This is a genomic window from Roseateles sp., from assembly GCF_036486225.1.
Taxonomy (GTDB): Bacteria; Pseudomonadota; Gammaproteobacteria; order Burkholderiales; family Burkholderiaceae_C; genus Roseateles.
On sequence record NZ_DASVNZ010000333.1, the window covers coordinates 1 to 12,245 of the forward strand.

Annotated in this window: 11 protein-coding genes and 1 pseudogene; 10 read left to right on the forward strand and 2 right to left on the reverse strand. The window is 69.9% G+C overall.

The annotated features are described in order from the left end of the window. The 8 genes and pseudogenes from VF536_RS21610 to VF536_RS21645 form a co-directional block, all read left to right on the forward strand. Positions 1-474: pseudogene (locus VF536_RS21610) on the forward strand (hypothetical protein); the annotation flags it as partial. Next, positions 471-1,283 (forward strand): enoyl-CoA hydratase/isomerase family protein, encoded by an 813-nt coding sequence (locus VF536_RS21615; RefSeq protein WP_331616953.1) that lies wholly within the window; start codon positions 471-473, stop codon positions 1,281-1,283. The pseudogene VF536_RS21610 and the gene VF536_RS21615, both read left to right, overlap by 4 nt. Positions 1,284-1,295: 12 nt before the next feature. Further along, on the forward strand, positions 1,296-2,627 hold the full coding sequence (gene bioA, locus VF536_RS21620; RefSeq protein ID WP_331616954.1) for an adenosylmethionine--8-amino-7-oxononanoate transaminase: 1,332 nt from the start codon (positions 1,296-1,298) through the stop codon (positions 2,625-2,627). Further along, on the forward strand, positions 2,617-3,822 hold the full coding sequence (gene bioF / locus VF536_RS21625; RefSeq protein ID WP_331616955.1) for an 8-amino-7-oxononanoate synthase: 1,206 nt from the start codon (positions 2,617-2,619) through the stop codon (positions 3,820-3,822). Before bioA ends, bioF begins: the two co-directional genes overlap by 11 nt. Beyond that, positions 3,819-4,541 (forward strand): dethiobiotin synthase, encoded by a 723-nt coding sequence (gene bioD, locus VF536_RS21630; protein ID WP_331616956.1) that lies wholly within the window; start codon positions 3,819-3,821, stop codon positions 4,539-4,541. The genes bioF and bioD overlap by 4 nt, the downstream gene beginning before the upstream one ends. Beyond that, positions 4,538-5,623 (forward strand): biotin synthase BioB, encoded by a 1,086-nt coding sequence (gene bioB / locus VF536_RS21635; protein ID WP_414710427.1) that lies wholly within the window; start codon positions 4,538-4,540, stop codon positions 5,621-5,623. The genes bioD and bioB overlap by 4 nt, the downstream gene beginning before the upstream one ends. Before the next feature lie 141 nt (positions 5,624-5,764). Beyond that, positions 5,765-7,747 (forward strand): acetyl/propionyl/methylcrotonyl-CoA carboxylase subunit alpha, encoded by a 1,983-nt coding sequence (locus tag VF536_RS21640; protein WP_331616958.1) that lies wholly within the window; start codon positions 5,765-5,767, stop codon positions 7,745-7,747. Between the two features lie 78 nt (positions 7,748-7,825). Beyond that, positions 7,826-8,737, forward strand: coding sequence for a hydroxymethylglutaryl-CoA lyase (locus VF536_RS21645; RefSeq protein ID WP_331616959.1), 912 nt, complete (start codon positions 7,826-7,828; stop codon positions 8,735-8,737). A gap of 53 nt (positions 8,738-8,790) precedes the next feature. Here VF536_RS21645 and VF536_RS21650 read toward each other — a convergent pair whose 3' ends face one another. Next, entirely contained in the window at positions 8,791-9,237 is a 447-nt protein-coding gene (locus tag VF536_RS21650; RefSeq protein WP_331616960.1) for a VOC family protein, read from the reverse strand. Between the two features lie 164 nt (positions 9,238-9,401). Here VF536_RS21650 and VF536_RS21655 point away from each other — a divergent pair, with 164 nt between their 5' ends. Next, positions 9,402-9,983 carry a ComF family protein gene (locus VF536_RS21655; RefSeq protein ID WP_331616961.1) on the forward strand — a complete coding sequence of 194 codons (582 nt, stop codon included), beginning with the start codon at positions 9,402-9,404 and terminating at the stop codon, positions 9,981-9,983. Positions 9,984-10,046: 63 nt separating this feature from the next. On the opposite strand, the gene VF536_RS21660 is transcribed toward VF536_RS21655, so the two are convergent. Further along, positions 10,047-10,607, reverse strand: a complete 561-nt coding sequence (locus tag VF536_RS21660) for a hypothetical protein (protein ID WP_331616962.1) — start codon at positions 10,605-10,607, stop codon at positions 10,047-10,049. 148 nt (positions 10,608-10,755) lie between these two features. Here VF536_RS21660 and VF536_RS21665 point away from each other — a divergent pair. Beyond that, positions 10,756-12,245 (forward strand): hypothetical protein (locus VF536_RS21665; protein ID WP_331616963.1); only part of this gene is annotated, 1,490 nt, incomplete at its 3' end.

Sequence of the window (12,245 nt, forward strand, 5' to 3'; positions counted from 1 at the left end):
ACGCTGTGGGTCTTCACCGAGAACGACCGCTACTTCGCGCCGCAGCATCAGCGCCGCTGGGCCGAGGCCTACCGCGAGGCGGGCGGCCTGGTGCAGACGCGCGAGATGCCGGCTTTCGGCGAGGACGGCCATCAGCTGTTCGCGCGGGGCAACGACCTCTGGCAACCGGTCGTCGACGCCTTCCTGAAGCCGCTCGGCTTCCCCGTCCCCGGTGCGCTGCCGCCGCCGGTCGGCGGGGCCGCCGTGAGCGACGAGGTCCAGGGCCTGCCCTCGAACCGTCTCGCGACCGGCTATCGCAAGTTCCTCGCCGCGCAGGAGCCGCGCGCCTTCGCGACCAACGGCTCGCGCTGGGGCTACGCCTACGGCGACGACGCCCAGTCGCGCGCGCTCGCCCTGTGCGACCAGTTCACCGACGGCGAAGAGCGCTGCCGCCTCTACGCCGTCAACCGGACCATCGTCTGGAGCAAGCCATGACCACGAACGACTTCCTTCCCACGACACTGCGCGTCGAACGCACCGGTCCGAACGACGCGGTCGCGCGCGTCACGCTGAACCGTCCCGATGTCCGCAACGCTTTCAACGACACCGTCATCGGCGAACTCTCCGCGGTGTTCGAGGCGCTCGGCCAGGACCCGTCGCTGCGCGCGATCGTGCTGGCCGCCGAGGGCAAGGCCTTCTGCGCCGGCGCCGACCTGAACTGGATGAAGGCGATGGCCGGCTACAGCTGGGACGAGAACCACGCCGACGCCGGCCGCCTGGCCCACATGCTGTGGACGCTCTACAGCTGCCCGGTGCCGGTGATCGCGCGCGTGCAGGGCGATGTCTACGCCGGCGGCGTCGGGCTGGTGTCGGTCTGCGACATCGTCGTCGCGGCCGAGTCCGCGGGCTTCTGCCTGTCCGAGGCCAAGCTCGGCCTTCTGCCCGCGACGATCGGGCCCTACGTCGTGCGCGCGCTCGGCGAGCAGGCCTCGCGCCGCTACTTCGTGACGGCCGAGCGCTTCACCGCCGCCGAGGCGCATCGCCTGGGCCTGGTCCATGAGCTGGCCGCCGATCCCGAGGCGCTGGATGCGAAGGTCGACGCGCTCGTCGCCTCGCTGCTGGCGAACGGACCGGCGGCCGTGCGCGCCTGCAAGCGTCTCGTCCAGGACGTCGCCCACGCCCCGATCACCGCGACGCTGCGCGACGACACCGCGCGCCGCATCGCCGACATCCGCGCCAGCGCCGAAGGGCGCGAGGGCGTGCAGAGTTTCCTGTCGAAAGGCAAGCCTTCCTGGCTGGCCTGAAAGTTTTCCTGAATGTCTGAAGCAGTACGACAAGATTGGCAACGCCGCAGCCTCGCGGCGGTCTGGCACCCCTGCACGCAGATGGCGCGTGCGCAGGACGTGCCGCCGCTGCCCATCGCCCGGGGTCAAGGTCCCTGGCTGTTCGACCACGAGGGCCGGCGTTATTTCGACGCCAACAGCTCGTGGTGGGTCAACCTGTTCGGCCACGCCGACCGGGGCCTGAACGAGGCGATCAAGCATCAACTCGACACGCTGCCGCACGTGATGCTGGCAGGCTGCACGCACGAGCCGGCGGTGCGCCTGTCCGAGCGCCTGTCCGCGCGCACCGGCGGCGCGCTGGGGCATCTGTTCTTCGGCAGCGACGGCGCGTCGGCGGTCGAGATCGCGCTCAAGCAGAGCTTCCATTCCTGGCGCAACCGCGGCCTGACGGACAAGCGCGAATTCGTCTGCCTGAAGAACGGCTATCACGGCGAAACGATCGGCGCGCTGGCCGTCACGGACGTGGCGATCTTCCGCGACGCCTACGACCCGCTGCTGATGCGCAGCCACATCGTGACGTCGCCGGATCAGCGGCTGGGCAACGAGGCGCAGGCCATCGACGAGATGCGCGCGCTGCTCGCGGAGCGCCACGACCACATCGCCGCCGTCATCGTCGAGCCACTGGTGCAGGGCGCCGCGGGCATGTCGATGTACGCGCCGAGCTACCTGAAGGCGCTGCGTGCGCTGTGCACCGAATTCAAGGTGCATCTGATCGCCGACGAGATCGCCGTCGGCTGCGGCCGTACTGGCACCTTCTTCGCGTGGGAGCAGACAGCGCCGGCCTCGAACACCGACTGGCCCGATTTCCTGTTGCTCTCCAAGGGCATCACCGGCGGCACCATGCCGCTGTCGCTGGTGCTGACGACTGACGACGTCTACGAGGCCTTCTGGTCGCAGGACGTGACGCGCGGTTTCCTGCACTCGCACAGCTACACCGGCAATCCGCTGGCGTGCGCCGCCGCGAACGCGGTGCTGGACCGCTTCGACGCAGGCCAGCTCGAACGCAACCAGCAGCAGGCCGCGTGGCTCACCGAAGCCTTCGCGCCGCTGGCCGCCGATCCTCGCGTGACGCATCTGCGCCAGCGCGGGATGATCCTGGCCTTCGACGTCAACCCGAAGACGACGACGCCTGTCGAGCGCTTCTCCGAGAAATTCCATCTCGCGGCGCGCAAGCATGAACTGCTGATCCGGCCGATCGGCCAGACCGTCTACCTGATGCCGCCCTACCTGATCGATGAGGCGGCTGCGAAGTTCCTCGCGAACGCCGTGAGCGTGACGCTGGCGGAGGTGCTCCATGCTGCTTGATCACCTGCAAGCCAAGCTGGACGCGATCCGTGCCCAGGACCTGACGCGCTTCACCCGCATCGCCGAGACCGGTACCGCGCCGCGCCAGACGGTGCGCGGCGCCGACGGCCTCGCGCGCGAGCTGACGATGTTCTGCAGCAACGACTACCTCGGCCTGGCCGCGCATCCCGCGGTAGCCGATGCGCTGATCGAAGGCGCGCATGTCTACGGCGGCGGCTCCGGCGCGTCGCCGCTGGTGAGCGGCCATTCGCGCGCGCATCACGACGTCGAGGCGCTGCTGGGCCGCTGGTTCGAGCCGCATATCCCCAGCGCCAAGGCGATCGGTTTCTGCACCGGCTACATGGCCAACCTCGCGGTGGTGACTGCGCTCGGCGACGCCGACGCGGAGATCTTCAGCGAGACGCTGAACCACGCCTCGCTGATCGACGGCACGCGGCTGGCGAAAGCCAAGGTCTCGCGCTACGCGCATTGCGATGTCGAGGACCTGCGCGCGCAGCTCGCGGCCAGTTCTGCGCGCGTGAAGCTGATCGTCACCGATGCCGTCTTCAGCATGGATGGCGACATCGCGCCGCTCCCGGCATTGCTGGCCGCGGCCGAAGAATTCGACGCCTGGCTGATCATCGACGACGCGCACGGGCTGGGCGTGCTCGGCGACAACGGCGTGGGCTCTCTGGAGCACTTCCAGCTGCGCAGCGAGCGGCTGATCCTCGTCGGCACGCTGGGCAAGGCGGCCGGACTCGCGGGGGCCTTCGTCGTCGCGCACGCGACGATCACCGACTTCCTGCTGCAGGCGGCGCGCAACTACATCTTCTCGACGGCCTCGCCGCCGGCGGTGGAACACGCACTGCTGACCAGTCTGGCGCTGATCCGCGGCGAGGTCGGTCGCGCACGCCGCACGTCGTTGCGCGCCTTGCAGGCGCGCTTGCGCGCAGGCATCGGGGCTCTGCTCGATCGCCATCCGACGCTGACCTGGAAGCTCGCCGATTCGCAGACGCCGATCCAGCCGCTGATCGTCGGCGGCAACGCCGAGGTGATGGCGCTCGCCGCCGCGCTGGAGCGCGAAGGCCTGCGCGTGCCCGGCATCCGTCCGCCGACGGTGCCCAAGGGCGAGGCGCGCCTGCGCATCACGCTGTGCGCGACGCACACCGAGGCGGATGTCGATCGCCTCGTCGCGGCGCTGGAGGCCTGCGCATGAGCACGATGCATCCGCTGCACGGCTTCTTCATCACCGGCACCGACACCGAGATCGGCAAGACCTGCATCACCGCCGGTCTGACGCGCGCGTTCGACGGCCTGGGCCGCTACGTGACGCCGATCAAGTCGCTGGCCGCCGGACAGACGCAGAACGCCGACGGCGTCTGGGTCAACGAGGACGTCGCCCTCCTGCATGCCGCGCAGACGCAGGGCATGACGATGGACGAGGTCGGCCCGTTGCAGTTCCGCGAGCCCTGCGCGCCGCACATCGCCGCGAAGCTCGAAGGCCGCGCCATCGACCGCACCGCGTTGCTGGCCGCCATCCGGCGCTCGGCCTCCAAAGGCGACTTCGCGCTGATCGAAGGCGTAGGCGGCTTCCGCGTGCCGCTCACCGACGATTGGGACACCGCCGACCTGGCCGTCGACCTGGCCATGCCGGTGGTGCTCGTCGTCGGACTGCGGCTGGGCTGCATCAACCACGCGCTGCTGACGGCCGAAGCCGTTCTGGCGCGCGGCCTGCGGCTCGCCGGCTGGGTCGCCAACACCGCCGACCCCCATCAACCCCATGTGGCGGACAATCTGGCCGCCTTGCACGCCCGACTCGACCAGGGCTTGAGCGTGCCGTGCTGGGGCCATGTGCCCCGGCTCCCCGATCCCTCTCCCGCGGCCGTGGCCGCGCATCTGCAGCAGCCGCTGCTGTTGAACGCATTGAAAGCATGACGATGAAGCAGACCGTCAACCAGATCCAGACGCTGACGCCCACCACCGACGACCAACGTCGCAACGCCAAGCCCTGGACCGTCAACGAGATCGCCGCGCTGTTCGAGCTGCCGTTCAACGACCTGCTGTTCCGCGCGCAGCAGGTGCACCGCGAGCACTTCGATCCGAACGCGGTGCAGCTGTCCACGCTGCTGTCGATCAAGACCGGCGGCTGCGAGGAGGACTGCAAGTACTGCCCGCAGTCGGCCCACTTCGACACCGGCCTGAAGGCCGAGAAGCTGATCCCGCTGCAGGAGGTGATGGAAGCCGCCCGCGCCGCCAAGGCCAACGGCGCGACCCGCTTCTGCATGGGCGCCGCGTGGCGTTCGCCGAAGGAGCGTCATCTGGAGGCCATCGGCGAGATGATCTCCGAGGTCAAGGCCATGGGCCTGGAGACCTGCCTGACCGCCGGCATGCTGGGCGACGGCCAGGCGGAGCAGCTGCGTGAAGCGGGGCTGGACTACTACAACCACAACCTCGACACCTCGCCGGAGTTCTACGGCCAGATCATCACGACGCGCACCTACCAGGACCGCCTGGACACGCTGGAGCGCGTGCGCGGCGTCGGCCTGAAGGTGTGCTCGGGTGGCATCGTCGGCATGGGCGAGACCCGCCGCCAGCGCGCCGGCCTGATCGCGCAGCTGGCCAACCTGGATCCGTATCCGGAGTCGGTGCCCATCAACAACCTGGTGCAGGTCGAAGGCACGCCGCTGGCGGGCACGGAAGCGCTGGACCCGTTCGAGTTCATCCGCACGATCGCCGTGGCCCGCATCACGATGCCGCGCGCGATGGTGCGCCTGTCCGCCGGCCGCGAGGAGATGCCCGAGACCATGCAGTCGCTGTGCTTCCTGGCCGGCGCGAACAGCATGTTCTACGGCGACAAGCTGCTGACCACCAGCAACCCGCAGGCCGAGAAGGACCGCCAACTGATCGCCCGTCTGGGCATGCACTGCGCGACCGAGGCCGACCTCAGCGCTGACACCGTGCCCGGCTGCGCGCCGGTGGGCGAGGACGCCGCGGCGTCCTGCGGCCATCGCCATTGATCTGAACCGACCCGACGAGCACGGCGGCAACGACTGCCGTGCCGCGTCGGACGACGGCGAAGCGCCGGCGTCCAGACGCACCCGGCGCGAAGCGGCCACAAGCCGCGACGCGTCGAGGACCCGAAACATGAGGAGACACCCGTGTTCAAGAAGATCCTGATCGCCAACCGCGGCGAAATCGCCTGCCGCGTCGCCGCCACGGCGCGCCGTCTGGGCGTGAAGACCGTCGCCGTCTATTCCGACGCGGACGCGGATGCGCGCCACGTCCAGGCCTGCGACGAGGCCGTGCGTATCGGCGGCCCCGCGCCGCGCGACAGCTACCTGCAGTGGCAGCGCATCCTCGAGGCCGCCAAGGCCACGGGCGCGCAGGCCGTCCACCCGGGCTATGGCTTCCTCAGCGAGAACGAAGAGTTCGCGCAGGCCTGCGCGGACGCGGGCCTCGTGTTCATCGGCCCGCCGCCGTCGGCGATCCAGGCGATGGGCTTGAAGGCCGAATCGAAGCGTCTGATGGAGCAGGCCGGCGTGCCGCTGGTGCCGGGATATCACGGCGCGGATCAGGATCCGGCGCTGCTGCGCCGCGAGGCCAATCGCATCGGTTATCCGGTGCTGATCAAGGCCAGCGCGGGCGGAGGCGGCAAGGGCATGCGTGCCGTTCACGCGGACGAGGAATTCGACGCCGCGCTCGCGTCCTGCAAGCGCGAGGCGATCAACAGCTTCGGCGACGACGCGGTGCTGATCGAGCGCTATGTGCAGCGCCCGCGACACATCGAGATCCAGGTCTTCGGCGACAGCCACGGCGACTGCGTCTACCTGTTCGAGCGCGACTGCTCGGTGCAGCGCCGGCATCAGAAGGTGCTGGAGGAAGCGCCGGCGCCCGGCATGACGGCAGAGCGCCGCGCCGAGATGGGCGCCGCCGCCGTGTCGGCCGCGAAGGCGGTCGGCTACCAGGGGGCGGGGACCGTCGAGTTCATCGCCGAGCAGGACGGCCGCTTCTACTTCATGGAGATGAACACGCGGCTGCAGGTCGAGCATCCGGTGACGGAGGCGATCACCGGCCAGGACCTGGTCGAGTGGCAGCTGCGCGTGGCGGCCGGCGAGCCGCTGCCGTTGAAGCAGGACCAGTTGCGCATGCACGGCCACGCGATCGAAGCCCGCATCTGCGCAGAGAACCCGGAGGGCGGTTTCCTGCCCGCGACGGGGACGTTGTCGGTGGCGCGCTGGCCGTCGCATGAGGCCTTCCGCCGCGCCGACGTGCGCATCGATTCCGGCGTGGGCGAGGGCGACGCGATCAGTCCGTTCTACGACTCGATGATCGCCAAGCTGATCGTCTGGGGCGAGACGCGCGAGCAGGCGCTGGCGTTGCTGGACGCGTCGCTGCGCGACACGCACATCGTCGGGCTGCACACCAACGTCGCGTTCCTGCGCCGCTGCGCGGCGACGGCGTCGTTCACGAACGCGGATCTGGACACTGCGCTGATCGAGCGCGAAAAGGCCGTGCTGTTCGGCCAGCCGGGCCTGCCGCTGGCGGAAGCCGCGGCGGCCGTCGTGGCGCACACGCTGGCTGAAGAAGCGCTCACTGAATCCGCCGATCCGTGGAGCCGTCGCGACGGCTGGCGGATGTTCGGCGCGGCGCAGCGCCGCTTCGAACTGGATGTCGACGGCGAGCATCACCAGGTGCTGCTGGCGCGTCACCACCACGGCAGCCTGTCGCTGACCGTCGGCGGCGAATCGATGGCGTTGGCGTTGCGTTCGGCGGGGCCGGAGCGTCATGAGCTCTACCTGAACGAGCGTCGCGTCACTGTCTCGACCTACAAGGTCGGCGAGCAGGTCGCGGTGTTCGGCGCGAACGGCTCGGCGCTGGTGACCGAGGTCGACGTGATCGCCCACGCGGGCCAGGGGCAATCGGATGCCGGCCGGCTGACCGCGCCGATGCCCGGCAAGCTGGTGGCTTTCCTGGCCCAACCGGGCGATGCGATCACCAAAGGTCAGCCGCTGGCGGTGATGGAAGCGATGAAGATGGAACACACCATCACCGCGCCGCGCGACGGCGTGGTGGCGGAACTGCTGTTCGCGATCGGGGACCAGGTCGGTGATGGCGCCGAGCTGCTCCGGCTGCAGGCGTGAGGCTGCTGGTCCTCACCCCCGCCCTCTCCCGCAAGCGGGAGAGGGAGTAAGCCAGACACCCAGCCAGAGGATCAAGCGATGACTACATTGCCCACCCGCGTCACGCTCGTTGATGTCGGCCCGCGCGACGGCCTGCAGAACGAGAAGGAGAACGTCGGCACGGCCGACAAGGCCAAGCTCGTTTCGCTGCTGCAGGACGCCGGTCTGAAGGAGATCGAGGTCACCAGCTTCGTCTCGCCGAAGTGGGTGCCGCAGATGGCCGACAACACGGCGGTGATGGCGGCGATCGAGCGCCGGCCCGGCGTGCGGTACAGCGTGCTGGTGCCCAACATGAAGGGCCTGGAAGGCGCGCTGCCGACGAAGCCGGACGAGATCGTCGTCTTCGCGGCGGCGTCGGAGGCCTTCTCGCAGAAGAACATCAACTGCTCGATCGCGGAGAGCATCGAGCGCTTCGCGCCCGTGGTGGCCGCGGCGCACGAGGCCGGCATCAAGGTGCGCGGCGCGCTGTCGTGCTCGGTCGGCTGCCCGTACCAGGGCGATGTCTCGGCCGATGAAGTCGAGCGCGTCGTGAAGCTGATGAAGGCCATCGGCGTGGACCACCTCGGCGTGGCCGACACGATCGGCGTCGGCACACCGCGCAAGGTGCAGGCCGCGATGGAGCGGGCGCTGAAGCACTACCCGCTGGTCGAGGTCAGCGGCCATTTCCATGACACCTACGGCCAGGCGCTGACCAACATCTACGCCTGCCTGGAGATGGGCATCCACACCTTCGACGCGAGCGTCGCCGGTCTCGGCGGCTGTCCGTACGCGAAGGGCGCGACCGGCAACGTCGCGACCGAGGACGTGGTGTTCCTGCTGAACGGCCTGGGCATCGAGACCGGCATCGACATCGACAAGCTGATCGATGCCGGCGCATTCATCTCCGGCGTGCTGGGCCGGCCGCCCGTCTCGCGCGTGGGGAAGGCGATCCTGGCGAAGCGCAAGGGGTGAGTCGACGGGAGCCCGCGTAGAGGGGGGCCGCGCTCCCGTCCGAGCAGGAACGTTCAGCCCCGGATCCGCTCCACGAACCACCACAGGTGCCCGCCGAGGTCCAGCACGCCGTAGCTCTTGTCGGCCCAGTACTCGGGGCCGTAGTCCTGGATCTTCGGTTCGTAGACGATGGTGGCGCCCGCCGCGCGGGCGTGCTCGCAATGCGCGGCAGCGTCGTCCACGTACACCATCAGGCTTTGCGTGTTGGCGCCGCCCACGCCCTTGGGGCTGCGCAGCGGGATGCCGAAACGCTCCGAGCGCTCGCCGCCGCCGCACTCGCTGACCATGATCAGCGCCTCCCCGTAGGTGAGCTGGCTGTGAACGACCGAACCGTCGTCCCCGTCCACCCGCAGCTGCACCTCGAACCCGAAGGCAGCGCACAACCACGGGATCGCTTCGGCGGCGCTGTCGTAAAACACGGCGCTGGACAGACGCGGCCAGCCGGCAGGCGTGGGTTTCATCGCAACTCCTGAGCATCGGTTTCGGGACCAGGCGAGGCTTCAGCATAGGCGATCAACCCGCCCGGAGTCATGCAGTCCCGACGCGGGGCGGGCGACGAGTGCATCTCGAACCATCCGTTCGCCCCGCCAACCAAGACGCCTTTCCACGTTCGAAAGGCGATTCGATGAAAGTCTCCCTCCGACAGATCGAGGGTCCTTGGACCGCGGGCTTCGTGCTCGACAAGCAGATGCTGAGCAGCGTCTACCTCGGCGAGGACCGCGAAGGCCGGCCGCGTTTCGATCACACCCGGACCGACGTCGGCGAGGCCTTGTTCCAGCTCAAGCACCGCGGCGACAAGTCGCAGGCCGAGCCGCTCGCCCGCGCGCTGCGCAACTTCATCCTCCCGCGGCTGGGCGCGGTCGGCTTCATCGTGCCGATGCCGCCCTCGCGCGTGCGCGCCTGGCAGCCCCTGTCGCTGGTCGCGCGCGAACTGGCGCTGCAGATGCGGGTCCCCGTGTTCGAGCGGCTGCTGCTGAAGTCGCCGCTGCCGTGCCCGCTGACGGACTACCCCACGCGCGAGGAAAGGATGCAGGCCCTCGTCAACGCGTTCTCCCTGCATGACGAGGTCCGCAACCAGGGCCAGTGGAACGCGCTGCTGATCGACGACGTCGTCGACAGCGGCGCCACGATGGAGGCGGCCAGCCTGATGCTGCGCAAGTACCGCAAGGTCAACCACCTGTACGTGGCGGCGCTGACATGGACATGAGCGCAGCGGTCGGCGAGGGGCCGTCCTTGCTGCGCCCGTGCTCAGCCGACGCTCAGCCGACGCTCAGCCGGCGGCCAGCGTCCGACCCACGCTGTCGCGGAACTTCGCCGCGCGCTCGGCGTCGGACTCGGACTCGATGCGCTCGCAGCACAGATCGACCCATTCCAGGAAGCGGCTCTCGGTGTCGGCCTGCCGGGCCAGATCCCGCAGCTCGCCCTCGCGGCCGGCCAGCATCCGGGTGACGAGGTCGAGGCCGAAGAACTTCGCCGACACGAGACGGCGCGCCCGATCCTGTGCGGCGCGTGCCAGCGCGGCGGCTTCGAGCACCTCGGCTTCGTGGATGACGTCGAGGCCGGTCACGACGGGAGGAACCGGCGTGCTCGCGGCCACCGGAGGCGGCACGACGATGACCGGCACTTCGACGAGGCCCTGGTCGACCAGGCGCGTCAGGCCGTCGTCGCCCAGACCGAGACCGCGGCCGAGCTGGCGCAGCTCCTCGGCGTTGCGCTTGCCGTCGACGGTGATGAGCAGCGCGCGCAGCGCGGGCGGCAACCGGCGCTGTCCCGGTGCGAGCATCTCGCGCGCCAGGTCGGTCTTGCGGGGAGGTGTTACGGATGCTTGCATGGCGGGCGGATATTGCGGAGCCCGCGTGCACGCTTGATGACAGTCAGGCATAGGCCTCCCACGCTTGTGCATTGCCGCACGGGCCGGTGATGCCTAGGATCAAGCCCTTCCGGCCCGAGAACCGGAACGACCGACGAGGAGGAACTCCATGGACAAGCTGGTGATCGTTCATCGCGGCGCGCTGCGCGCCAAGTACGGCGCTGCGGCGCTCACGAGGATCGACGCGGCGTTGAAGGCGCTGGTCGGCGCGGACAAGCGGCGCGGCGTCGACACGCTGATCGTGGCGGTGGACCTCGCCTCGGCGATGAAGCCCTACGGTGTGGCGCCCGTACCGGCGCGGCCGGACGCCAAGTCGCTCAAAGGCGCCATCGACGCGCTGGCCCATGCGCGCCTGCCGCACTACTTCGTGCTGCTCGGCGGGCCCGACGTGCTGCCGATGGTGCCGCTGAAGAACCCGGCGCACGGCGGCGAGCTCGGTGACTCGGACAAGCTGGTCCCCAGCGACCTGCCGTATGCCTGCGAGGCCGCCTATTCCACCGACCCCAACCGCTTCCTCGGGCCGACGCGCGTCGTCGGCCGGCTGCCCGACCTGGCCGGCGCGTCGAAACCGGACCTGCTGCTCCAGCTGATCCGCGCCGCCGCCCGCCACAAGGGCCTGCCGCGCGACGCCTTCGCCGACAGCTTCGGCCTGTCGGCCGAGGTCTGGCAGGGCTCGACGCGCCTCAGCCTGACCAACACCTTCGGCAACGCGGACCGGCTGCACCTGTCGCCGCCCGGCGGCCCGAAGTGGGCCAAGGCCGATCTGGCGCCGCGGATGCACTTCATCAACTGCCACGGCGCCGAGGACATGCCCGAGTACTACGGCCAGCGCGGCGAGGACTTCCCGGTGTCCATGCGTTCGGCGCTGCTGCGCGACCGCGTGACCGCCGGGACCGTCGTCGCGGCGGAGTGCTGCTACGGTGCGCAGCTCTTCGATCCGGCGCTGGCGGACGGCGACTGGCCGATGGCGCTGCGCTACCTGGCCGACGGCGCCTGCGGCTTCCTCGGCAGCACCACCGTGGCCTACGGCCCCAGCGACGGCAACGGCTCGGCCGACCTGATCTGCCAGTATTTCCTGCAGCGCGTGCTGGCCGGCGCCTCGCTGGGAAGGGCCTTGCTCGAGGCCCGTCAGAAATTCGCCGGCGAGCGCACCCACCTCGATCCGATGGACCTCAAGACGCTGGGCCAGTTCTACCTGCTGGGCGATCCGTCGCTGCAGCCGGTGGCGGGGTCGGGTCATGCGCTGTCGCGCACGAAGGCGTTCCGCAAGGCCTTCGCCGCCGTGGAGGACCGCGGCGTGCGCGGCCTGCGGCGCGAGCGCCTGGAGCGCGAGGGGCGCAACCTGGCGCGGTCCTTGCCCCGGCTCCTGCCCACGGAGACGGCGCCCGCCAAGGCGGTGGCCGACGCCGTGCGGCCGATGCTCAAGGAGTCCGGCATCGATCCCGACCACTGCACGCCCATCAGCTACCGCATCGCGGGCGCGCCCGGCCAGCGCACGGTCCACGTCTACAAGGGCTGGGTCGATCGCCGACTGCTGGCGCTGATCGCGACCGAACAGGACGGCCGCCTCCTGCACGTGAGACGCATGCATGCCCGCTG